Here is a 21,910-nt window from a genome sequence, read left to right as displayed (position 1 = left end):
GCGAATTTGAGGCTATATGGGCGAATCGGTGCGAGATTCGAGTCCGCAGGGCTTGACCTGCCGCAAGTCGGGCCGCGGCCGGCCGGTGATTGGCCGCATGACTTGACCGGATCCCGGTGGGGCGAATAGCGTCTCCCGAAAATTACTTAAAATGCTGCGAAAGTTTCTGTGGCGGTCAGACACGGCGATCGGGTGCCGTTGTGTCCCCCTGTCGATCGAGAGACAGCAGTAAGGAGCACTGATGCCGGAGTTGACGGACCCCGAGCCGGTCGCCAAACCCGTCCCGCGAATCAACACCGCGGTTCCGCACCCTGCCCGGATCTACGACTACCTGCTGGGCGGCAAGGACAACTTCGCGGCCGACCGGGAGGCGGCCGAACACCTCCTCAGGATTTCGCCGGGGACCCGCGAGGGCGTCCGCGCCCACCGCGCCTTTCTCCGCCGGGCGGTGCGGCATCTCGCCGCCGAGGCGGGAATGACGCAGTTCCTCGACATCGGCACGGGCATTCCCACTCAGGGCAACACCCACGAGGTCGCTCAGCAGGCCAACCCCGAGGCCCGGGTGGCGTACGTGGACAACGACCCCATCGTCCTGGTGCACGGCCGTGCCCTGCTGACCGGCAGCGCCGCGGGGATGACCTCGGTGATCGAGGCCGACCTGCGGAAGCCGGAGGCGATCCTGTCCCACCCGGAGGTCCGGGCCGTGATCGACTTCGACCGTCCGGTGGCCGTCATCATGGCGGGCGTCCTGCACTTCGTCACCGACGAGGAGGACCCGTACGGCCTGGTCGAGACCTTCAAGGCCGCCGTGCCCTCGGGCAGCCACCTACTGCTGTCGCACATCACGCTCGACTTCGCCCCCCAGGTGAGCCAGGAGGACTTCACCAAGCCCTACGACAACAGCACCGCGCCCATGGTGCCCCGCACCCACGACCAGGTGCTGCGGTTCTTCGAGGGCTGGCAGGTGATCGACCCGGGCGTGGTCGAGGTGGTGCGCTGGCGGCCTGACGAGTACAAAGACCGGGAGCGAATTCCCGGAGGTCACGCCTGGGCCTACGGCGCCCTCGCGGCGAAGCCCTGATGGAGGGCGGAGAAGCACACGTACGGTCCCACGTATGGCCTCCGGCGCGGCGTGCGCACCGGAGGCCATCGCTTGTGGCTAGAGGGAAAGGGTCAGCAGGTGGAGCCGGCCTGAGTCGGCGGCCCCGCCGGGCTCACTGCGTGAAGGACCACTTCTGGTTGTTTCCGCCCCAGCAGGAGTACAGCTGGATCTGCGTGCCGTTGCCGGTGCCCTGTCCGACGGCGTCCAGGCACAGCCCGGACTGAACACCGACGATGGTGCCGTCGGAGTTGAGGCGCCACTTCTGGTTGTCGCCGCCCCAGCAGGAGTAGATCTGGACCTTGGCGCCGTTGCCGGTGCCGGCCGCGTCCAGGCACTTGTTGCCGTACACCCGGAGCTCGCCGGCGGAGGTGGAGGTCCAGGTCTGGTTGGTCTGGCCGTTGCAGTCCCAGATCTGCAGCTGGGTGCCGTCGTTGGTGCTGGCGTTGGGCACGTCGAGGCAGCGGCCGGAGCCGACACTCCTGATCGGCCCGCTACCGTTCCCGCCACCGGGGCTGGGCGAGGTGCCAGGGCTGGGCGAGGTGCCGGGGCTGGGGGAGGTGCCGGGGCTGGGCGAGGTGCTCGGCGTGGCGGCGTTGAGGGCGTTCAGGACCGAGGTGTAGGCGGCCTTCTTGTTGCCGTTGCTGTCGAACAGCAGCGGGCTGGTGTTCGCGCCGAGCCAGGAGTCGCTGTCGCGCACGCCCCACACGGTGATGCCGACGCAGCGCGGCACGGCCAGGCAGTCGTTGGTCACGCTGGCGTAGGTCGAGGCCGAGCCGCCCTGGATGTCCAGCTCGGTGATGGCCACGTCCACGCCGAGGGCGGCGAAGTTCTGCAGGGTCTGGCGGTAGTTGCTGGGATAGGGGCTCTGGCCGTTGAAGTGGGACTGGAAGCCGACGCAGTCGATCGGCACGCCGCGGGACTTGAAGTCCTTGACCATGTTGTAGACGCCCTGCGTCTTGGCCCAGGTCCAGTTGTCGATGTTGTAGTCGTTGTAGCACAGCTTGGCCGCGGGGTCGGCGGCGCGCGCGGTGCGGAAGGCGACCTCGATCCAGTCGTTGCCGGTGCGCTGCAGGTTGGAGTCGCGGCGGCCGCCGCCGCTGTCGGCGTAGGCCTCGTTGACGACGTCCCAGTAGGGGATCTTGCCCTTGTAGTGGGCCATCACGCCGTTGATGTGGTTGATCATCGCCTGGCGCAGCGCGCTGCCCGACAGCGACTGCATCCAGCCCGGCTGCTGGGAGTACCAGGCCAGCGTGTGCCCGCGCACCTGCTTGCCGTTCTGCACCGCCCAGTTGTAGATCCGGTCGGCGTTGGTGAAGTTGAACTGGTTCTGGTTCGGCTCGGTGGCGTCGATCTTCATCTCGTTCTCGGCCGTCACCATGTTGAACTCACGGCTCGCGATGCCGGTGTAGTTCCCGTCGCCGAGTTTGCCGCTGGCGATGGCGGTGCCGAAGTAGCGGCCGGTTTGTGCGGCAGCTGCGCCGAGCGTGCTCGCCGCGGCGTCGGCGGGGACCGTCACCGCCACCACCGCGGTGGCCGCGGTGAGCACGCCGAGAGCGCCGGCGACCAGAGCCCGGCGCAGCCGGGTTCCGGGCGGGGACATGACGTTTTCGCCCATGTCTGAGCCTCCATAACTGAATCACCAAGGGGGAACGTGCAAGTTCCCGTGAGAACGACGCCGCGCCGCGTCGCTTGAGGACGCACACCACCAGGGCGTCGTGATCGGCGGCCCCCTGCACGTGCACCACCACCCGGAGCGGGGGACCGCCTCGGAGGATCAGTGTGGAAACCTCCCCGAAACTTGTCAAGGCTTCTACGGAAACTTTCGGGCTACCTGGCCAACGTATGTATGCAAAATCGGTTAAGTCAGTGGCATCTGCAGTCCGAAAGTTTCGGCGACCGTAGGCTGGACAGGAGAGAGGTGATGAAAGTTTCAACATAAGCCTCTCGCCGGTCTCGTGGGTCGTCGCGATAACGCCCAGTCAGGCCACACCCAGACCCCTGACAGGGACGCGAACGCGTATCAAGGCCCTTGACAACGGTTCTCCGCCTCGTATTGGCTCCGCCCCACACCACCTCCAAGCGCCCCGGTGGAGAGGAGAGCCGATCGGAAGACGCACTGTGAACGCTCACAGCCATCGACATCTGCGGCCTGCCGCCGCCCCGGTCGTCCGCCGGCTCGGAAGACGCCCGGCCGACGTGCGGGCACCTCGATCGCCGATCGGCGGTGCGGGAGAGGAGGGCGGTGGCACTACCCTGCCAGGGTGAGCGTGGAAGTGTCCGTGGTTGTCCGCTATCGCAAGGCCGTGACGTACGGCGTGAACGCGCTGCTCGGCGCGCTCGAGACCGCGAAGGCCGAGTGCGATCTGCGGCTCGGGACCACCCCCGAGGAAACCGCGGAGCACATCGCGGCCACCCCCGCGGACCGTGTCCTGGTCCTCTGGTCGTTCTACTCGCCGGACGCCGAGGCGATGGCCGCCGAGCTGGCCACCGTGCGGGCCCTGGCCGACGACCCGCGCGTCCTGCACATCGCCGGCGGCGTGCACGCCACGGCCGAGCCGCAGCAGGTCATCGACGCAGGCTGGGATCTCGCCGCGATCGGCGAGGGGGAGCCGACGATCGTCGCCCTGGTCGAGGCGCTGCGCGCGGACCGGCCGCTCACCACCGTCCCCGGGCTGGCGGTGCGCGACGGCGACGGCATGGCGCTGCGCACGCCACCGGCCCCGCAGTTGCCGCTGGACGTCTTCCCGTCCTTCCCCGACCGGCGCCGCCACTTCGGGCCCATCGAGATCACGAGGGGCTGCGCCTACACGTGCCGCTTCTGCCAGACGCCCTTCATGTTCGGCGGCAGGTTCCGGCACCGCAGCGTGGACAGCGTGCGCGAGCACGTCCGCCGGATGGCCGCCCACGGCCTGCGCGACGTCCGTTTCATCACCCCCACCTCCCTCTCGTACGGCACGCAGGGGACGGAGCCGGCGCTGGACGCCGTGGAGGAGCTGCTGGCGGGCGTGAAAGAGGAACTGCCGGCGAACGGGCGGGTGTTCTTCGGCAGTTTCCCCTCGGAGATCCGTCCCGAGCACGTGACGCCGGAGGCGATGCGGCTCCTCAAGCGTTACGTGGCGAACGACAACATCATCATCGGCGCGCAGTCGGGCTCCGACCGCGTGCTGGCCGCGGCCGGTCGCGGCCACGGCAGTGCGCCGGTGCGCGACGCCGTGCGGATCGCCGTGGAGCACGGCTTCCGCCCGAACGTCGACTTCATCTTCGGACTGCCCGGCGAGTCATCCGAGGACCAGGACGCGTCCCTGCGGCTCGCCGCGGACCTTGCGGATCTCGGGGCACGCATCCACACCCACACGTTCATGCCGCTGCCCGGCACGCCGTGGCGGGACGCCGAGCCCGCGTTCATCCCGCTGGCCACGATGCGTGAGCTGGACCGGCTGGCGCAGCGCGGCGACGCCTACGGGCACTGGCGCAAGCAGGCCGAGCACGCGGCGCGGCTGGCGGAGACGGCGAAGGCCTACCCGCGCCGCGCCCGGCGCCGCCGCACCACCGACGGCTGACGTCCTCGCCCTGACTCCCGGCCCTGGGGCCTCGCCCGCCGAGCCCCTTCCGGGCCCGGCGAGCGTGGGGCCTCTCGATCAGAACTGCTGCGGCCGCGCCTGGTACGGCTCCTCGAGGAAGGCGATCTCCTTCTCGCTGAGCTTCAGCTCGACCGCGGCGAGCGCGTCGTCCACGTGGTGCTCCTTGGTCGCGCCGACGATCGGCGCGGTCACGGCCGGGCGGCTGAGCAACCACGCCAGGGAGAGGGTCGCGGGGGAGACGCCCCGCTCCTCGGCGGTGCGCGCCACGCGCTCCAGGATCGCCTCGTCGGCGTGCCCGCCGTACAGCTGCTCCTGCCTGGCGCCGTCGCCGACCTGCCGTACGGTGTCGGCCGGCTTGCCCGCGCGGGCGAGCAGGCCGCGTGCGAGCGGGCTCCACGGGATGAGCCCCACCCCCTGGTCGAGGCACTGCGGGATCATCTCCCGCTCCTCCTCGCGGTGCAGCAGGTTGTAGTGGTTCTGCATCGAGACGAACCGGGTCCAGCCGTGCCTGTCGGCGGTGTGCTGGGCCTTGGCGAACTGCCACGCCCACATGCTGGAGGCGCCGATGTAGCGGGCCTTGCCGGCCCGGACGATGTCGTTGAGCGCCTCCATGGTCTCCTCGATCGGCGTCTCGTCGTCCCACCGGTGGATCTGGTAGAGGTCGACGTAGTCGGTGCCGAGGCGGGCCAGGGAGGCGTCGATGGCCGACATGACGTGCTTGCGGGACAGGCCGTAGTCGTTCCTGCCCTCGCCCATCGGGAAGTAGACCTTGGTGGCCAGCACGTAGTCGTCGCGCCGGGGGAAGATCTTGCGCAGCAGCCGCCCGGTGACCTCCTCGCTGACGCCTCCCGAGTAGACGTCGGCGGTGTCGAAGAAGGTCACGCCGCCCTCGGCCGCCTTGCGCACGATGGGCTCGGCCTGCTCCTCGTCCAGGACCCAGCCGCCCCACTTGGCCGGTTCGCCGTAGCTCATCATGCCCAGGCAGATCCTGCTGACCTTCATACCGGTGGTGCCAAGTCGTCGATACTCCATGGCAGCACCCTATTCACCCCAACTCACCGTCAGCGCGGCAGCGGTGGCTCGAGCGTCTGCTCTCCCTGTCCGCCACGGGCTTCGCCGCGCATCGGTCGCCGGACTCCGCTCCGGCCTGACCTCACCTGGAGGCGTTCCAGGTGTTCGACGGGCCCTGGCCGGTCGGCACGGTCGGGCTGAACCGTACGGGCAGGGCCTCCAGGCTGCGAACCCACAGCGAAGGGCGCCAGCGCAGCGCGTCAGGTTCCACGGCGAGGTAGACGTCGGGCAGCCGGTCGAGGAGGACCTCCACGGCCGTCTTGGCGATGATCCCGCCGAGCTCGGGCGCGGGGAAGGGGCAACCATACTCGCCGTGGCCGAAGGCCAGGTGCGCCCGGTTGGCGCCGGAGCCGGCATGGGCGGCCGGTTGCACCTGCGGATCCGCATTGGCCGCGGCGATACCGAGCACCAGCATGTCGCCCCGGCGGATGCGCCGCCCGGCCAGCTCGCAGTCCTGCACGGCCCAGCGATTGGGCATGTTCGGCGTGGGCGGGTCCTTCCACAGCACATCGTTCAGCGCCTCGCCGACGCTGCTGCGGCCGCCTTGCAGGCTCATAGAGAAGTGGTCGTCCATCAGCATCAGCCGCAGGGTGCTGCCGATCCAGTTGCGGCAGTTGTCATGGGAGGAGATCATCGTCATGATCAGGTCTTGGACGATCTCCTCGTCGGTGATCCGCGCGTGGTGTGCCAGCATGTGCGAGGTGAGGTCGTGGCCCGGCAGGGCGCGCTTGTCGGCGATGAGCCGGCTTAGTTTGTCCAGAATTCGGGAAACCGCGGAGAGGGCCTCCTCACCCCCGCTCAGCACGTGGTTGACGTCCTCGACCAGTTCCGGCAGGTCGGTCTCCGCCAGCCCGAACAGCCGGGTGATGACCTGAGCCGGAATTCGGTCGGCGTACTGGGAGATCAGCTCGGTCTGACCGTCTCCGGAGAACTCGTCGATCGCGAGGTCGGCGATCTGCTCGCAGATCAGGGCGAGCTCGGTGCGGTCGACGCTGTCCAGCGCGTCGCTGATGGCGCCGATCCGCCGCTGGTGCTCGGCCCCCTCGGTGTACATCACGGACGGTTGCCATGTCACGTACGGGCGCGCCGGCCAGTCAGGGGGGAGGTGGTCCTGCAGGTTCCAGCGCCTGGGGTCGCGGCTGAACAACCGCGGCTGGCTGGTGACATGGTGCAGCTCGCGATAACCGATCACGTACCAGACGGGCATGCCGTCGAGGAGAACGGGGACGACGGGGCCGTGCTCGCGGCGCATCTCCTGGAACAGCGCGGTCGGGTCGTCGCCGATCAGTGACGCGTGCAGTCGTACGGCATCGGCGTGGTCGGCGTATCCCTTCAGCGGCTCCCGTCTCCGCTCGGCCTGCTGCGATGCGGACGGGTCTGCGGAGCCGGGCAGGGGAGGGGAGTTCGTCACGGCATGCTCTCTCGGGCGGGCAACTGGTCGTAGGTGCGGGTGAGGTGCTCGATGAGCGTGATCAGCACGTGTTTGGACGAGGACCGCTCTCTCGCGTCGCAGTCGATGAGCGGGACCTCGGGTGAGAGTGCCAGCGCCTCGCGCACCGAATCCAGGGTGGGCCCGTCGGTGAAGCGGTTGACCGCGACGACGAACGGGGTCCGATGGTGCTCCAGCCGGTCGATGGAGTACCAGGAATCCTCCAGGCGGCGGGCGTCCACCAGGACGACCGCGCCCAGGCTGCCGGCGAACAACTGGTCCCACACGAACCAGAACCGCTGCTGACCGGGCGCGCCGAACAGGTAGAGCACCTTGCTCGCGTTCAGCGTGATCCGGCCGAAGTCGAAGGCCACCGTGGTGGTCGACTTGGTCCGTACCCGGCTGGCGTCGTCGATGCCCACGCTCGCCTGGGTCATGACCTCCTCTGTGCTCAGCGGGCGGATCTCGCTCACCGAGCCGACCATGGTCGTCTTTCCCGCCCCGAACCCTCCGACGATCACGATTTTCAGGGCGTCCGCGGCGGTCGTGCGTAGGGGCGTTCGCGTGATGGCCGCCATCTGGTCAGAGGTTGTGGAGCGCAACGAGCACCTGCCTCAGGATTTCGGGATCCGGTCGTCCGGCCTGTGCGGCGATCGACGGATGACGGACGGTGATGCGACCGGTGTCCAGCAGGTCGCACAGCAGGATCTTCACCACGCTGACCGGCAGTCGCAGTTCCGCTGAGATCTCCACCACCGCCGTCGGCCGCTGGGCCATCCGCAGGATCTTGATGTGCTCGGACTGCATACCGGGGGTGGGGGCGCACTCGCTGACGATGAGGGAGACGGAGTCGAAGGCTTTCTCATCGGCGCTGGTACGCCCACCGGTGACGGTGTAGAGCCGGTCAGGGTCTTCTTGGTCGATGGCTCGCCGTGTCATCCGCGGTCGTCGCTGTTCTCCGTTTGCCGCGGCGCCGCAGTGAGGTACACCCCGATCTGCTCCACCAGTTCGTTCATGTTGTGCGCGATAAGCCCCACCTCGCCGTCCTCCTCGGCCACCACGGCCAGGTGGGCGCCGTCCCCGGCCGGCACGATGAGCAGCAGTCCGCCGGCGAACTCCACCATCGCCTGCCCTGCTCCGATGCCGTCCCCGAACTCGGCGGAGGCGCTCAGCGAAAGGCTCTGGATCCCGGCGGCCAGAGCGGAGAGCTGGTCGGCCCCGTCCAGGTCGAGGCTGGCGGTGAAGCACATCTTCAGGCCGTCCCTGGTCAGCACCAGCACATGCCTGATCCCCGGGGTCTTCTCTTTGAGGTTCTCCAGTAGCCAGTCGAAGTCACGATCGGTGGTGTGCGAAGCGTCGGTTGTGCTCATAGAAACGACGGGGTGCCCCTTCGGCGCGGGAGGGACGCCCCCTGCCTCCTCATCTGTGAATCCAAAAATGTCCGGTGGCCGGCGGACGCGTGTCAAGAGTCGCCCGGGGCCGGGGGAGGGGCTGAGGAGGAAGTACGCCCACGGCCGCCGGCTTGGCGGAACGCGGCGAACCTCGCAGCCGAGTCAGGCCCCTCGCGCGCGGGCTTGGCCGGCGATGCCTGCCGCGCCCTGGTCGCCTCGGCCAGCGTCTGCCCCCGGCGCCGCCTGGGCAGCAGATCTTCGGACTCGTCGGCCGGCCCCTCCTGCGCGGGTACGGCCGGTGCCTGTACGGCGGCCTGCATGGCGGGCTGCATGGGATGGCGGACCGACGCCTCGGCGTCGGGCGGCACGGTGGCCGACAGGGGCTGCGTGATCAGCAGACGCGGGATCAGCATCACGACCCCCGTGCCACCGCGGGCGGACGACCGGAAGCTGACCGTCAGGCCGTACTTGTCGACCAGGCGTCCCACGACCGCCAGGCCCAGCCGGGTACCGGACAGCGTCCGCAGGTCGAGCGGCTCGGACACGAGCCTGGTGGCGTGCTGCCGCTCGCGCGGGCGCATCCCCAGGCCGCTGTCCTCGATCGTGATCACGACGCCGGCGTCCTCCTCGTCCACGTACACGTGGACCTCGGTGCCGTGCGCCGAGAACGTGGCGGCGTTGTCCATCACCTCGGCCAGCGCGTGCATCACGCCCTCGGCCGCGTACCCCGCGACGGCGACGGTGCTGGTGGAGTGCAGCCGGATGCGCCGGTAGGCGCTGATGCGGCCCATCGCGCCGCGCAGGACGCTCTCCATGACGATCGGCCGGGTCCATCGCCGCCCGGAACGGCCGCCGCTCAGCAACGCGATGTTGTCCGCCAGCCGGCTCATCTGGGAGACGCGGTGGTCCAGGTCCAGCAGGTCGGCGAACACCTCCTCATGCTCGCCGTACTGCTCCTCCAGTTCGCGCAGCCGGGCGAGCAGGCTGGTGGCCTGTGCCTGCACCCGGGCCGCGGCCCCGGCGCACGCCGCCATCACGGCGGTGCCCCTGCGCTCGCTCTCGGAGAGCTGCCGCGCCGTCTCGCGCAGCAGGTCGCGTAGCGGCTCCTGCCCCGGCTGGCGTATCTCGGCCAGTGCGGCGCTCACCGACATCCGGTCCGTCTGGATCCGCCGGAACAGCTCCGGCAGCGCGTCGTCGATCAGCCGGGAGATCTCGCCCTCGGTCGCATCGCGGGACGTCCGGGCGGCGGCGCGCTCCCGTTCGAGCAGTTCGAGCTCGTGCCCGGCCGCTTCGAGCAGGTGCCGCAGCGGGCCGTCCGGAGGCTGCGGTATCTGGGAGAGCGCGTCGGCGATCGAAGCGCCGTCCCGCACCTGACGTCCCAGCGAGGGCAGCGACTCCTCGGCCACTCGCAGCGTTTCCCGCTCCAGCCAGGTGAACCGCGCGCCGGCCCACTCGGCCCGCTCACGTAGCCGGCGACCGGTGCCGGAGTAGTGGACAGCGGCCGCGACGGCGCCGGCCAGGAGTACGGCCGAGACCCCGCCGGCGAGCGCCATCAGCTCTCTGGCCTCATAAGGGGCCGCGGACATCGCCCACAACCACACGCAGGCCGTAATGATCATGGTGCCGAGAAAGGCGAGGACCACCAGTTCCCTCGGTGAAAACCTTCTCCGTGCCCGGTGGGGTACATCTACTGACATCAGCGTCCTCGGGGTGGCGGCAGAGCATGACAAGGCCGCGTCGAACCTGCTGTTCTCCCTGTAAGGCGGGACGGCCATGCGGTGCCGTCTCACAGCAGAGCGTGAACCGGCACATACCGTAGCACCATGCCTACGGCTGAGAACAGACAGTCACTCTGGGACCATCTGTTTCAGCTCTAATCAACCACGAGTCAACTCATCCATTGACTAATACTCACCTTTTGGGACATTTATGGATTTATGGTGATGATCTCCCGTGGGGGTCGAGGCGTGCGGCCTTGTCGTCCCGATGGGCTGCAAGAAGATCGTCCGGCCGCGCTCGCCCCATGAGGGCCGACTGTGATGAGCACATCGGATGGGGACCCGCGTCGACGAGGAAGCCGATGAGCTTCACGTCGGCCACCTTGACCTCGGTGGAGCCGCCGCCCGGGATTGATCGTCGGCCGGGCCGAGGCCTGGGAGCACCGTGTTCGCGCGAGTCACGTTGATCGGATGGGCGACTCAACAGGCCTTGGCGAACTGCCACGCCCACATGCTGGAGGCGCCGATGTAGCGGGCCTTGCCGGCCCGGACGATGTCGTGGAGGGCCTCCATGGTCTCCTCGATCGGCGTCTCGTCGTCCCACCGGTGGATCTGGTGGAGGTCGACGTAGTCGGTGCCGAGGCGGGCGAGGGAGGCGTCGATAACCGACATGACGTGCTTGCGGGACAGGCCGTAGTCGTTCCTGCCCTCGCCCATCGGGAAGTAGACCTTGGTGGCCAGCACATAGTCGTCCAGACCCAGCCGCCCCACTTGGCCGGTTCGCCGTAGCTCATCATTCCCAGGCAGATCCTGCTGACCTTCATGCCGGTGGTGCCAAGTCGTCGATACTCCATGGCAGTACCCCATTTGCCCCATCACTGGGCCGACCAAGGGGGCAGGGACGGCCGGGACGGTGGAATCGAATTGGGAAGCGCCTGATTGCTTCCATAATCGGGAGTCTTGCGCCTTTCGTCATGGCCTGACATTGTTCTGGCAGCATCCGATGGCGTTTCTCCCGGGATCGGCGCCAGGCTGGTTCTCCGGAATCGGACCCGTCATAAAAAAGTGGACATCGAGGCTGGCCGCAGGCGCCTCTGTCGCACTCGTTGCGACAACGCTCACCAATACGTTGACTACCGGCGCGGCCTATGCCGGACCCAACTGCAGCGGTAGCGCGTGTTCCGAGGTCGGCAACGTCAGCAATGACGGCGTCACGGCAGTGCACAACTGGACGTGCGACTCCGGTACGACCGGCACCGCCAACACGGGGTGCGCGGGAGGCGACTTGTATTACCTCAGCCCGGGTGCGCACACGCCCGCGAATCAGGACTGGGACGTCGTCCGGGTGGACGCCGGTTGGTGCTACAAAATCAAATTCATCAAATGGTGGGGAAAGGTGTGGACCGTGACCTATAACCGGATAGGCCTGTCTTCGCCCACCTACGTCAAGGTGGAAGATGCCAGCTATGCCGAAGTGCAGGCCCAGTCCGCTTCCAGCTGTCCTTAGCCTCGGGGTCTCACGTGATGTGATGCCCGAGAACTGATCAAGAGACTGAGCCGTGCCATGCCGCTTAGTACTCCAGCCGTAGATCGTGATCTTCATGTCTGATTCGCGGCTTGTCAGCGGTAATGGCTGGCCTGGGCTCGGGCCTGGTGGCGGCGGCGCCAGGCGGACCAGCGGAGCCGGTGGGCTGCATCGTGCACGGGCCGGACGATCAGCGTCGTGAACAATCGCTGGATCTCGTTACAGGTGAGCGGGATCAGCTCGTCCGGGGCGGGATGGTGGGCGTGTTTGTCGGCGCGGACGACGGCGAGGAAGGCGTGAGCGAGCATGGTCAGGGTGACCCAGCGGGACCCGGAGGTGAAGCGGCGAACCTGGTGCTCGTCCAGTCCAGCCAGGCCCTTTCCGGTCTGGAAGGTTTCCTCCACCCGCCATCTTGACCCGGCGACGCGGACCAGCTTGGTCAGGGGCGCCGGGGCCAGCAGCCCGCGCACGAAGTCCCGCGCCCGCAGGCGTGGTTCGACCCGCGCGAACCTCGCCGCTATCCGGCCCATCAGACCCTCGAACGCCTCCTGCCACCGGGCAGGGTCTACGCTGTGGGCTTCGGCCACCGCATGATCTTCGTTTGTCCACACAGCTCACGATGATCATCGGTGGCCGCAGCCGTCTTCTCACAGGCCCTGACCAGCCAACATCACGATCCGTGCCTGGAGTAGGCGGCGGTCGAAGGGGCGACGCAGGCGCGCCGTCCCGTATCAGGAGGACATATGCGACGTGGCGAAGTCTGGTGGGCAGATTTCAACGAGCAGCGGGCAGTCGTACTGCTGTCGGGAGAAGAGGCGTCCGGTTTCTTGGCGATGCAGATCGTCGCTCCCGCGGGCACCGATCTCAGCGGCGTGGCCGTTGAGGTGGCGGTAGGTGCCCCCGAAGGACTGCCTCTCGAAGGCGTCCTGAGAGTCGCACTTCCACGTCCCGACCTCATCCCTTGCACTTGGCTGGTCACCCTGGCCAGGGAAGACCTGATCGGGCAGGCGGGCGTCCTGCCGTCCGCGAAGCTCAGCGAGATCGAGGATGCCCTTCGTCTCGGTGGACTCAAGTAGGCAGAGAGGGATGGACGCCGCCGATGGCGCGGCCGGTCTCGTCGAGATGGTCAATGGTGGCCGCGCCATATCAGCGGCGCCCCCACTCACAAGATCACGATCTACGGCTGGAGTACTAAGGTAGTCGGGCTCAGGCCCCTGCCACTCCGGAGGGCGGTTCGAACAACGCGTTGAAGGCAGGATGGACGTCGTCGGCGTCGTCGTACCGCTGGCCTACATGCGTTCAGCCTTTTCCGCTCGCGCATCGTCGGTCTGTGGGTACCGGCCGCATAGGTGGCCGCCACGAGCATGGGAGTCCTGAGTGGTCTCGTGTTCGGCCAGGTCGTAGGGATTCACCGCGGGCTGGTCTTGCTCGAGCGCTGGCTCCTGGCTTGCTCCGGCGAGTAACGTTGAGTTAAGCAAACAAGATCGAGATACACCACTGACGGGACACACTCTCGCTGCTGGCAGTGCCGGAGCCGGATGGGTTCGCGGCCATGTACGGCTCGTCGCCGCTGCTCAGGCGCGCAGCCACTCCCTGGCCCCCGCGAGTATCTCAGGTGGCGTCATGCGGTTGACGTCGGCGATCAGGTCGGCAATGGTGACCCTGCGTAGCGACTCCCGCCAGACGCGGTCGGCGGAATCCATCGTGCGGGCGATCGGGCAGGGAGTGTCACACCGCTCCGCCGGCACGGCCATCGGGCCCCGCTGACGCACTTCTGTACACCGGAACGCCGGCTCGACGCCGTCGATCGCCTCGACCACGTCCAGCACCGTGATCTCGTTCGCAGCCCGAGTCAGCACATAGCCGCCGGACTGGCCCAGCGTCGAGCGCACAAGGCCTGCGCGGGACAACAGCTGCAGCTGTTTGGCCAGATAGCTCTGCGAGACGTCGTGCAGCTCGGCGAGCTTGGCCGCCGTCACTGGCGCGCCCGCCCCACTGAGCACGACGCAACAGTGCAAGCCCCACTCGACCCCGCCTGACATCTTCATTCGCCCAGCCTACTTGACTCGGACAACTGTTGTCCGAATAGAATCTCGGACAACAGTTATCCGAATTCGGAAGTGGGACATGCGCATCGTCGTTGCCGGGGGAACCGGACTCATCGGGTCGAAAGTCGTCGAGTCGCTGCAGATGCTGGGTCACGACGTCGTTCCGGCCGCGCCGGGAACCGGCGTGGACACGATCAGTGGCCGCGGCGTCGCCGACGCGCTGAAGGGCGCGGACGTGGTCGTCGACGTGACCAATAAAGTGATCTTCGAACCCGAGCCGATCCTCGACTTCTTCACCACCTCCACCCGCACCCTGCTGAAGGCCGGGCGGGAAGCCGGGGTGCGGCACCATGTGGTGCTGTCGATCGTCGGTGTAGACCGGCTCTCGCACCCGGGCTACCTTGAGGCCAAGGCCGCGCAGGAAAGGCTCGTCGCCGAGTCGGGCACCCCTTTCACCATCGTGCGGGCGACACAGTTCTTCGAGAACCTGACGGCCATGGGCGCCGGCATGGCCCAGGACGACGTGATCGTGCCACCCACCGCGGACCTTCAGCCGGTCGCTGCGGCCGACGTCGCCGCCGCGCTCGTGGACGTAGCCACCTCCGCCCCGCTCGACGGCGTGGTCGAGGTCGCGGGGCCGGAGCGCGCGGCGTTCGCCCGTTTCATCGGTTCGGCGCTTGCCGCGCGAGGTGATGAGCGCCCCCTCAAGCCGGACGCCGGCGCCGGCTACTTCGGCGTACCGATCGTGCGGGACTCGCTGGTTCCGCTCGGTGTCGCCCGGATCGGGCGCACGACCTTCGACGACTGGTCAGCCACTCAGTCCTCGTGACCCCCGCCAGCACACGCCTGGCTCGACAACGCGATATCCACGCCTGAAGGAGAAATCATGACCACCCACGTGCACAGCGGTGAGCCCCGCCTCGACCTGCGGACGGCCGCCCCAAAGGCCGCCAAGGCGCTGTACGCCGCGGACCAGGCCATTCTCACCTCGCCACTCGATCCGACCATCCGCGAGCTGGTCAAGCTGCGTACTTCGCAGATCAACCACTGCGTGCACTGCATCGACCTGCACAGTCACGATGCGCTGGAGCAGGGCGAATCGCTGAACCGCATCATCCAGCTGTCCGCGTGGCGCGAATCGGCGCTGTTCACCCCGGCGGAACGGGCGGCGCTCGAGTACACCGAGGCCGCAACGACGCTGACCCCGCACGGCGTCAGCGACGAGGTCTGGGCCGGCGTCCGCGACCTCATGACCGACGAGGAACTCGGCGCGCTGGTCGTCCAGGTGGCTCTGATGAACGCCTTCAACCGAGTCGGTGTCCCGCTGCAGATGCCGGCGCAACCTCGCAATTGACTTAGTTGGGCCGTTGAGGTGCTGCGCATGGCGGGCCGGCTACAGAGAGTGAACCGCGGCAATCTGTGCAGCTGAGCGGCCTGATTTTGCCTGCGAGAAGCGGCAGCGTTTATCGGTCAGCACCGCACGCCTACCTCGCCGGGGATCATTCCCTGCGGCGGCGCTTCGCCAAGGACGTCCTGGCGGCCGGGCGGGTGCCGCCGTTCTGCACCGCCCGGATGCTCGGGCACAACACGGGTCATCGATTTCGGCATCGCCCGCACGGCCGAGGTCACGGCCGGCATCACCGAAGGACTCATGGGCACCCCCACTTACATGGCACCCGAGCTGTTCTCCGGTGGCCGGGCCGAGCCTGGCATCCGACGTGTCCGCCTGGGCAGCGGTAGCCTATTTGCCGCCACCGGCCGCGGCGCCTTCGCTGCGCCCACTCTGGTCACAGTGATCAACCGCCTGCTGACCCATCACCCCGATCTCGGCGCGCTACCTACCAGGCTGCGCGAACTGGTCGTCACCGCCCTGTTCAAGGACCCGGCCGCCACGCCCCTTTGCCCAGCGGCTCCTGCTGGGCCTTCTCGGCGGAACCGGCGCCGGAAGCGCCCTGCTGACCGACGGCGCGCAGGCCGCCGCGGGCGTACGGCCTCCGGACTCCCTGGCAGCGTACACCTGCTCGGCGTGGTCGCCGAGCAGGTGTACGCGGCGCTGCCGAGCGCGAGGTGGCACGCGACCTGCTGTTGCGCCTGATAGACGTGCGGGACGGTGAGGAGGTGGCGCGCAGCGCACCCCTCGACGAGCTCGTCGAGGGGCGGCCTGACGAGGAGGAGGCCCAGCGGGTGCTCGAGGTACTCGATCGGGCGTCGCTGGTCCGCCTGAATGTCGGCACTGTCACCTTGGGCAAGGCCGCGGGGGCCTAGTGCTCGGAGTGTCAACGATCCCAGTCATGGCTCGTAAAGAGCTTGCCGCCGGTAGTGGCTGGCCTGGGCGCGGACTTGGTGGCGTCGCCGCCAGCGGGACCAGCGAAGCAGGTGGGTCATGCTGTGGGCGGTCTGGATGAGCACCGGGACGAGCAGACGCCGGATCTCGGCGAGCGTCAGCGGCGCCAGTTCGGGTTCGGCCGGCTGGGCAGCGCGTTCTTGGGCGGTAACCGCGGCGAGGAGGGCGTGGGCGAGCATGGCCAGGGTGGTCCACCGGTACCAGGATGTCCACCGGCGGACTTGATGCTCGTCCAGACCAGTCAGGCCCTTGCCGGTCTGGAAGGACTCCTCGATGGTCCATCGACGGCCGGCCACCATGACCAGGACCGCCAGCGGAACCGGGCCGGGGCGTAGCAGCGGTAGAAGGCCAGCTCACTGGTGCGCCGGTTGCGGCGGATCAGTAACCAGTGCCGTCCTGGCCCTTCGCGGTCGATCTCGACGACGGCCCAGTCGTAGTAGCGGTGCCCCTTCGCGCCCGTGCCGGCCGACAGCCGCTGCCAGGACGCCTGCGCCACCGAGAAGATCACCTGATCGGCTCGGCAGACCCCGGCGCCGATGGTCACCCTGTGGCTGGAGGCGACCGCGAGCACGTACCCGACCTGGCGGGCTTCCAGCTCCGCTCGCAGGTGCGGGCTTTGGCCGTACACCTCATCACTGGTCACCACCTCGCCTGGACGCCTGCGTCCAGAGCGCGTGCGACCATCCGCGTCGCCGGCTCACCCTTGGTAGCGAACTGGCGATCGGCGGGTACTCCCGCCCTCCGGCACCGCCCGGCATCGTCGGTCCACGCCCGGGGCAGATACAGCTCCCGGTCGATGAACACGTGACCGGCCGGGGTGGAGTAGGCCAGGAAGACCGCGACCCGGCTGTTCTCGATCCGTCCGGCGGTGCCGGTGTACTGGCGCTGCACCCCGACCGTGCTCATGCCCTTCTTCAGGTCGCCGGTCTCGTCCACCACCAGCACCGCCCTGTCCTGCCCGAGGTGCTCCACCACGTAGCCGCGCAGGTCGTCGCGCACGGCGTCGGCGTCCCATACCGCCCGCGACAGCAGGTGCTGCATCCCGTCCGGCGTACGGTCTCCGGCATATTCGGCCAGCGTCCAGCAGTTCTTACGCGGTAACTCCGACAGCAGCCCGCCCAGCAGAGCCCGGACCCGCCGCCGCGGCTCCACCCGGGAGAACCTGCTGCCGATCCGGCCGGTGAGCTCATCGAACATCGCCTGCCACCGCGAGGCCGCTACGCTACCGCTTGCGGCCACCGCCCGATCTTTGATTGTCAGCACAACACTCGATGATCGCGGTGGCCGTCCCCATCTCCGCCACCAGCCCACGCGCAAGATCGCCATCTACGGCTGGAGTATTAGGTATGGCACGCCGGTGCTTGTCGGCGCGGCTGCCGGCGGCGCACCGCTCGGTGGGGAGAGGGGCGAGTCACCAGCGCAGTGCGGTGAAGTCGATCGGCCGGGGTGAGAGCCGCCCGGTACGGCCGGCCAGGGCGTGCATCCGGCGGGCGAACTCGTCGGCAGGCAGTCGCTTGCGGTCGCCGTGGCCGGGCAGCAGCCATTCGAAGCGCACCCGCGGTGCCGTACGGGCCAGCGACGCGGCCAGTTCCGTAATGGAGTACCAGGTGACCGATTCGGCGACGGCGATGTCATCGTCGGTGCGGGACCAGTAGAAACTGTCACCGCTGAAGCAGTAGGTCTGGTCGGCGAGGTACAGCACGCTGCCCTCGGTGTGTCCGGGCAGCGGATGCGCCGTCACGCCGTTGGCGATCTCGATCGGCTCGGTGCCCCTGATGACGTGGTCGGCGTCCGGCGCGGCGGCCAGGTCTCCTTCGTGGATCCACAGGCGGGCACCGAACCGGTCGGCGTATTCGCGGCCGTGCGCGGCGTGGTCGCGATGGGTGAGCAGGACGTCGGTGATCGGGCCGAGGGCGGCGTATTTGCCGGCCAGGGCGGAACTCCAGCGCGGCGTGTCGATCATCATCAGGTTTCCGGCGGGCCGGCGCAGCAGGTAGGAATTCGCGCCGGCCGTGTGCCGCGAATTGTGCCCGCACAGGTGCACGTGCTCGGAGAGGCGCAGGGGGAAGGGATCGAACGCCGGGTCCGGTCCGCGCGTGCCGCGCCGGATAGACCGGGTGTGACAGGCGAAAGCCGCGGTGTACAACGCCTGTTCCTCCGCGTCGGTGCGCGGCTGGCGGACGACCGAGGAGCGGCCGTCGACCTCGGCGACCAGCTCCGGTGCGAGCTGCCGGGCCACGTCGCAGTTGGTGCAGCGGTCATCGACGCGCCAAACGGAGTCGGCCGAGTGCTCGTTCATGACGTGGTCCCTCCGCGCGGGCTGGTGAAAACCGGCGACCAATTGGATATCACGCGCTTCGTAGGAGAACAAATCAAAGAATGCTGTTGACTTTTCCGGGGATGGCCGCTCTCGGATGCCTTCTCTGTGCGCGGTTGACAATTTCGAAAATAGTGCTCTGTTTGCCGTTCGCGGGTAAGGCGATTGTCATGAAGTGCTCAAGGGGCCGGCGCGCGCCACTAGTCGATCTTGGTTTTTCCGCTCAGGCTCGCGTAACAGTCCTCGGGCATCGCGCGGAGCGCTGGGCGGTCGGTGAGCTGGATCGACTGGACGACGTGGGCCACTTCGGAGCCGCCGGCTGCTTGCGCCTGGGTGGCGACGGGAGCCCGCAGGCCTTGACGGCTTCGCTAGCGTGCGGGGCTATGGCGGAGAACGTGTACGTGGGTAACGCGCATCTGGACTCGGTCGCCGACCGTGGGTGGCTGCTGGGGCATTTCAAACCCGCTGACGATGTAAGGCACAGTGAGGACGTCGAGATCAAGTGGTTCGTGCATCCTCGGGGCGACCGCCGTGCGGAATGGGTCACCGGCGAGAAGCGCACCGCGCTCCTCGTGCTGATCAGTGGCCGTTTTCGCCTTGAATTTCCCGGGCGGAGCGTGCTGTTGGCGAATCAGGGCGATTACGTGGTGTGGGGCCACGGGGTCGATCACTCCTGGCATGCCGAAGAGGAGTCGGTGGTGCTCACCGTCCGGTGGCCGTCGATTCCGGGGTATGCCGTCTCCGGCACGGCTTCTCCGTAGCGGCCCCAGCCGGGTCGGGTCAGCGGGTGGATCCCCGGGCGCACCGGCGCCGGAGGGAGCCGCGAGCCGCCTCTAGAATCTTGTTCCATGGCGATGTACGTCCCCCTCGGCCACGGCCGATACCAGGCGACCGAGCACACCCAGGGACCGTGGGATTCGCGGCATCAGCACATGGGGCCCGTCACCGCGCTGCTGGTGCACGAGCTCGCCCGCGTCGCCGGTCGTTCCCCCGGCCTTCCTCTGGCCCGGCTGGCGGTGGACGTGTTCGCCCCCGTCCCGGTGGCGGAGGTGGAGGTGCGCACCGAGATGATCAGGGACGGCAGGCGCGTGCAGTGCCTTGGTGCGTCCGTCACCTCCGGCGGGCGTGAGCTGGTCAGGGCGACCGCGTGGCGCATCAGGGAGGCCGGCAGCCCGGCGAGCGAGGCCGCGCCGCCGCCCGCGCCGGTCCCGCCGCCGGCCCCGGGCGACGCGGAGTCGTGGATCGCGCAGGGCTTCGGGTATGGCAGGGCCACGGACTGGCGGTTCGTCAAGGGCTCCCCGGACGAGGCCGGGCCCGCAGTCGCGTGGGGCAGGGCGCGGGTGCCGCTCGTCGAAGGTGAGCAGATCACGCCGCTCGAACGGCTCGCGATGTTCGCCGACAGCGGCAACGGCATCAGCGGCGTCCTGGACTTCGACGCCTACCTGTTCGCCAACGTGGACCTCACCATCTCTCTGTTCCGGGCCCCGGAGGGGGAGTGGGTCTGCCTGGACGCGGCCACGACGATCGGCCCCCGGGGACGCGGGCTCACCCGCACCACGCTGTTCGACCAGTCCGGCGAGGTCGGCACGGCGACGCAGACCCTCTTCGTCGAGCCCCGGACCGCCTGATCTCCCAGCCGGGGCGTCAGGCGGCCGTACAGGTGACGGGCGACGGCACATCGACGGTGCCACCAGACCAGCCGACCGCGAACTCCGTCGTCACCGCCGCGCCCGGCGGCAGCACGCCGTTCCAGGGCTGGTTGGTGATGGTCACCGTGGCTCCCGGCGTGCTGTAGCCGCCGTTCCACACCACGTAGCTCAGACCGTTGGGGACCTTGAAGGTGACCATCCACGAGGAGATGGGCAGGGTCCCCGTGTTCCGCACCGTCAGTTCGCCCCGGGAGGCCGCCGTCCACGTGAGGATGAAACGGATCGTCGCCTCACACGAGCGTGTGCCCGCAGGCGGCGACGGGCTGGGCGACGGTGAAGGACTGACGGACGGCGACGGGCTGGGCGACGGTGAAGGACTGGGCGTGGGGGAGGGGCACGGCGAGACGCTGGGCGACGGCGTCGGCGAGGGGCTGGCTGACGGCGACGGTGAAGGGCTGGGCGAAGAGGAGGCACTGGGCGACGGCGAGGGGCTGGGTGACGGCGAGGGGCTGGGTGACGGCGAGGGGCTGGGTGACGGCGACGGTGAAGGGCCGGGCGAAGGGGAGAGGCATGGCGAGACGCCACCGGACGGCGAGGGCGACGGTGAGGCCGACGGGCCGCCCGACGCTGAGGGCGACGGGCCGGACGGCGGCGAGCCGATGACGGGCGGGATCCGGATGATCCGGTCGTCGCCCGAGACGGGAGTCCCGTTGCCGTCGCGATTGCTCGTCGCCAGCCAGAGCCAGCCGTCCGGACCGACGGCCACGGTGCGCAGCCGTCCGAACCTTCCCTGGAGCTCGGCCGCCGGGGTGCCCGCCGTGCCGCCGCTGATGGGCACGGTCCACAGCCGTGTCCCGCGCAGGGCCGCGGCGAAGAGCGTCCCGTTGGCGTACGCGAGGCCGCTTGGCGACGCCTCGGCCGGGTGCCAGGTCACGATCGGGTCGCGCCAGCGTGTGTCGCCGCACACGCCTTCGCAGGCCGGCCAGCCGTAGTTGCCTCCCGGGACGATGACGTTGAGCTCGTCCCAGGCGTCCGCACCGAACTCCGTGGCGTACAGCCGGCCGCCCGTGTCCCAGGCGAGGCCTTGGACGTTGCGGTGGCCGTAGCTGTAGACCGGCGAGCCGGAGAACGGGTTGTCCGGAGGGATCGAACCGTCGGGCCTGATGCGCAGGATCTTGCCGCCCAGGGTGCCGTTCTGCGCGTTGGCGGGGTTGCCGGCGTCGCCGGTGGAGACGTACAGCATGCCGTCGGGACCGAACGCGATCCGCCCGCCGTTGTCCGACGGGCCCCGAGGAATGCCGGCGAGGACGACCTGCTGTGTCTGAGGTGAGTTCAGCCGGAACCGGACCACGCGGTTGTCATAGGTGGTGGTGAAGTAGACGTAGACGATCTGGTCCTGCGTGAATGTGGGGGACACGGCGATGCCGAGCAGGCCGCCGTCGCCTACCGCGTACACGTTCTTGACGGTGGTCACCAGTGTGGGCGTGTACCCCGGATACACCCGCCAGATGTTCGCGGTGGCGCGTTCGGTCACGAGAGCGCTGCGGTCCGGCAGGAAGTCCATCCCCCAAGGCGTCAGCAGTCCCGTGACGGCGACCTGTGGTTTGGTGAAGTCGAATCCGGTGGTGGCCGCTCCGGCGGCGATCGGCCGGATCATGACGACTGCCGCGGCGGCGGTCACGGCGCAGAGGACGGCCGCGAGTGCCGCGGACAGGCGGTTGGGCATCACACGCTC

The 21,910-nt window shown here is 68.7% G+C and carries 19 protein-coding genes and 3 pseudogenes; 9 read left to right on the top strand and 13 right to left on the bottom strand.

Annotation, left to right across the window (positions count from 1 at the left end):
• Window positions 1-241: 241 nt before the first annotated feature.
• Window positions 242-1,081: an SAM-dependent methyltransferase gene (locus HHX35_RS14165; RefSeq protein WP_182899270.1), complete on the top strand. Its 840-nt coding sequence runs from the start codon at window positions 242-244 to the stop codon at window positions 1,079-1,081.
• A 133-nt stretch (window positions 1,082-1,214) separates the two neighbouring features.
• Here the strand turns inward: HHX35_RS14165 and HHX35_RS14160 are convergent, their stop codons facing one another.
• Complete coding sequence (locus HHX35_RS14160; RefSeq protein ID WP_182899269.1) at window positions 1,215-2,717, bottom strand: endo-1,4-beta-xylanase; 1,503 nt, start codon at window positions 2,715-2,717, stop codon at window positions 1,215-1,217.
• A gap of 646 nt (window positions 2,718-3,363) precedes the next feature.
• Here HHX35_RS14160 and HHX35_RS14155 point away from each other — a divergent pair.
• Window positions 3,364-4,662 (top strand): TIGR04013 family B12-binding domain/radical SAM domain-containing protein, encoded by a 1,299-nt coding sequence (locus HHX35_RS14155; protein WP_182899268.1) that lies wholly within the window; start codon window positions 3,364-3,366, stop codon window positions 4,660-4,662.
• 78 nt (window positions 4,663-4,740) lie between these two features.
• Here the strand turns inward: HHX35_RS14155 and HHX35_RS14150 are convergent, their stop codons facing one another.
• The 7 genes and pseudogenes from HHX35_RS14150 to HHX35_RS14120 all read right to left on the bottom strand — a co-directional run.
• Window positions 4,741-5,715 (bottom strand): aldo/keto reductase, encoded by a 975-nt coding sequence (locus HHX35_RS14150; RefSeq protein WP_182899267.1) that lies wholly within the window; start codon window positions 5,713-5,715, stop codon window positions 4,741-4,743.
• Window positions 5,716-5,836: 121 nt separating this feature from the next.
• Window positions 5,837-7,165 carry a cytochrome P450 gene (locus HHX35_RS14145; protein ID WP_182899266.1) on the bottom strand — a complete coding sequence of 443 codons (1,329 nt, stop codon included), beginning with the start codon at window positions 7,163-7,165 and terminating at the stop codon, window positions 5,837-5,839.
• Entirely contained in the window at window positions 7,162-7,761 is a 600-nt protein-coding gene (locus HHX35_RS14140) for an ATP/GTP-binding protein (RefSeq protein WP_220505375.1), read from the bottom strand. The genes HHX35_RS14145 and HHX35_RS14140 overlap by 4 nt, the downstream gene beginning before the upstream one ends.
• Before the next feature lie 4 nt (window positions 7,762-7,765).
• On the bottom strand, window positions 7,766-8,122 hold the full coding sequence (locus HHX35_RS14135) for a DUF742 domain-containing protein (RefSeq protein ID WP_182899264.1): 357 nt from the start codon (window positions 8,120-8,122) through the stop codon (window positions 7,766-7,768).
• The gene (locus tag HHX35_RS14130) at window positions 8,119-8,553 is read right to left on the bottom strand and encodes a roadblock/LC7 domain-containing protein (RefSeq protein WP_182899263.1); all 435 of its coding nucleotides are present in this window, start codon (window positions 8,551-8,553) and stop codon (window positions 8,119-8,121) included. The genes HHX35_RS14135 and HHX35_RS14130 overlap by 4 nt, the downstream gene beginning before the upstream one ends.
• 92 nt (window positions 8,554-8,645) lie before the next feature.
• Window positions 8,646-10,217 (bottom strand): ATP-binding protein, encoded by a 1,572-nt coding sequence (locus HHX35_RS14125; RefSeq protein ID WP_310739083.1) that lies wholly within the window; start codon window positions 10,215-10,217, stop codon window positions 8,646-8,648.
• Between the two features lie 561 nt (window positions 10,218-10,778).
• A pseudogene (locus HHX35_RS14120) lies at window positions 10,779-11,146 on the bottom strand (aldo/keto reductase); the annotation flags it as partial.
• 59 nt (window positions 11,147-11,205) lie between these two features.
• On the opposite strand from HHX35_RS14120, the gene HHX35_RS14115 reads away from it, so the two are divergent.
• A complete protein-coding gene (locus tag HHX35_RS14115; protein ID WP_182899262.1) occupies window positions 11,206-11,799 on the top strand; it encodes a hypothetical protein in 594 nt (197 codons plus the stop codon).
• A 113-nt stretch (window positions 11,800-11,912) separates the two neighbouring features.
• On the opposite strand, the pseudogene HHX35_RS14110 reads toward HHX35_RS14115, so the two are convergent.
• A pseudogene (locus HHX35_RS14110) lies at window positions 11,913-12,272 on the bottom strand (IS701 family transposase); the annotation flags it as partial.
• A 288-nt stretch (window positions 12,273-12,560) separates the two neighbouring features.
• On the opposite strand from HHX35_RS14110, the gene HHX35_RS14105 reads away from it, so the two are divergent.
• On the top strand, window positions 12,561-12,893 hold the full coding sequence (locus HHX35_RS14105) for a type II toxin-antitoxin system PemK/MazF family toxin (RefSeq protein WP_139580846.1): 333 nt from the start codon (window positions 12,561-12,563) through the stop codon (window positions 12,891-12,893).
• A gap of 498 nt (window positions 12,894-13,391) precedes the next feature.
• Here the strand turns inward: HHX35_RS14105 and HHX35_RS14100 are convergent, their stop codons facing one another.
• Window positions 13,392-13,865, bottom strand: coding sequence for an Rrf2 family transcriptional regulator (locus HHX35_RS14100; protein ID WP_182899261.1), 474 nt, complete (start codon window positions 13,863-13,865; stop codon window positions 13,392-13,394).
• Window positions 13,866-14,049: 184 nt separating this feature from the next.
• Between HHX35_RS14100 and HHX35_RS14095 the strand changes: the two genes are divergently transcribed.
• The 3 genes from HHX35_RS14095 to HHX35_RS14085 all read left to right on the top strand — a co-directional run bounded on the left by HHX35_RS14095 (window position 14,050) and on the right by HHX35_RS14085 (window position 16,130).
• A complete protein-coding gene (locus HHX35_RS14095; protein WP_220505373.1) occupies window positions 14,050-14,694 on the top strand; it encodes an NAD(P)H-binding protein in 645 nt (214 codons plus the stop codon).
• A gap of 57 nt (window positions 14,695-14,751) precedes the next feature.
• Window positions 14,752-15,219, top strand: a complete 468-nt coding sequence (locus HHX35_RS14090; RefSeq protein ID WP_139580849.1) for a carboxymuconolactone decarboxylase family protein — start codon at window positions 14,752-14,754, stop codon at window positions 15,217-15,219.
• A gap of 713 nt (window positions 15,220-15,932) precedes the next feature.
• Window positions 15,933-16,130 carry a hypothetical protein gene (locus tag HHX35_RS14085; protein ID WP_182899259.1) on the top strand — a complete coding sequence of 66 codons (198 nt, stop codon included), beginning with the start codon at window positions 15,933-15,935 and terminating at the stop codon, window positions 16,128-16,130.
• A 24-nt stretch (window positions 16,131-16,154) separates the two neighbouring features.
• On the opposite strand, the pseudogene HHX35_RS14080 reads toward HHX35_RS14085, so the two are convergent.
• Window positions 16,155-17,406: pseudogene (locus tag HHX35_RS14080) on the bottom strand (IS701 family transposase).
• Window positions 17,407-17,620: 214 nt separating this feature from the next.
• A complete protein-coding gene (locus HHX35_RS14075) occupies window positions 17,621-18,508 on the bottom strand; it encodes an MBL fold metallo-hydrolase (protein WP_182899258.1) in 888 nt (295 codons plus the stop codon).
• Between the two features lie 401 nt (window positions 18,509-18,909).
• Here HHX35_RS14075 and HHX35_RS14070 point away from each other — a divergent pair, with 401 nt between their 5' ends.
• Together HHX35_RS14070 and HHX35_RS14065 are read left to right on the top strand one after the other, a co-directional pair.
• Entirely contained in the window at window positions 18,910-19,287 is a 378-nt protein-coding gene (locus tag HHX35_RS14070; RefSeq protein ID WP_182899257.1) for a signal peptidase I, read from the top strand.
• An 87-nt stretch (window positions 19,288-19,374) separates the two neighbouring features.
• Entirely contained in the window at window positions 19,375-20,154 is a 780-nt protein-coding gene (locus tag HHX35_RS14065) for a thioesterase family protein (protein WP_182899256.1), read from the top strand.
• A gap of 16 nt (window positions 20,155-20,170) precedes the next feature.
• On the opposite strand, the gene HHX35_RS14060 is transcribed toward HHX35_RS14065, so the two are convergent.
• Entirely contained in the window at window positions 20,171-21,901 is a 1,731-nt protein-coding gene (locus tag HHX35_RS14060; RefSeq protein WP_182899255.1) for a PQQ-dependent sugar dehydrogenase, read from the bottom strand.
• Window positions 21,902-21,910 lie beyond the last annotated feature (9 nt).

Origin of the sequence: Microbispora sp. H10830, from assembly GCF_014161375.1 — a bacterium.
Classification (GTDB): domain Bacteria; phylum Actinomycetota; class Actinomycetes; order Streptosporangiales; family Streptosporangiaceae; genus Microbispora; species Microbispora catharanthi.
Note: the sequence above shows the minus strand (reverse complement) of the source record. Positions and strands in the feature narration are given on the sequence as shown.

Bases quoted from the DNA above. Each gene is read 5' to 3' on its own strand.
- HHX35_RS14165 (WP_182899270.1), top strand. From the start codon at position 242: ATGCCGGAGTTGACGGACCCCGAGCCGGTCGCCAAACCCGTCCCGCGA.
- HHX35_RS14160 (WP_182899269.1), bottom strand. From the start codon at position 2,717: ATGGGCGAAAACGTCATGTCCCCGCCCGGAACCCGGCTGCGCCGGGCT.
- HHX35_RS14150 (WP_182899267.1), bottom strand. From the start codon at position 5,715: ATGGAGTATCGACGACTTGGCACCACCGGTATGAAGGTCAGCAGGATC.
- HHX35_RS14140 (WP_220505375.1), bottom strand. From the start codon at position 7,761: ATGGCGGCCATCACGCGAACGCCCCTACGCACGACCGCCGCGGACGCC.
- HHX35_RS14135 (WP_182899264.1), bottom strand. From the start codon at position 8,122: ATGACACGGCGAGCCATCGACCAAGAAGACCCTGACCGGCTCTACACC.
- HHX35_RS14130 (WP_182899263.1), bottom strand. From the start codon at position 8,553: ATGAGCACAACCGACGCTTCGCACACCACCGATCGTGACTTCGACTGG.
- HHX35_RS14105 (WP_139580846.1), top strand. From the start codon at position 12,561: ATGCGACGTGGCGAAGTCTGGTGGGCAGATTTCAACGAGCAGCGGGCA.
- HHX35_RS14100 (WP_182899261.1), bottom strand. From the start codon at position 13,865: ATGAAGATGTCAGGCGGGGTCGAGTGGGGCTTGCACTGTTGCGTCGTG.
- HHX35_RS14090 (WP_139580849.1), top strand. From the start codon at position 14,752: ATGACCACCCACGTGCACAGCGGTGAGCCCCGCCTCGACCTGCGGACG.
- HHX35_RS14075 (WP_182899258.1), bottom strand. From the start codon at position 18,508: ATGAACGAGCACTCGGCCGACTCCGTTTGGCGCGTCGATGACCGCTGC.
- HHX35_RS14070 (WP_182899257.1), top strand. From the start codon at position 18,910: ATGGCGGAGAACGTGTACGTGGGTAACGCGCATCTGGACTCGGTCGCC.
- HHX35_RS14065 (WP_182899256.1), top strand. From the start codon at position 19,375: ATGGCGATGTACGTCCCCCTCGGCCACGGCCGATACCAGGCGACCGAG.
- HHX35_RS14060 (WP_182899255.1), bottom strand. From the start codon at position 21,901: ATGCCCAACCGCCTGTCCGCGGCACTCGCGGCCGTCCTCTGCGCCGTG.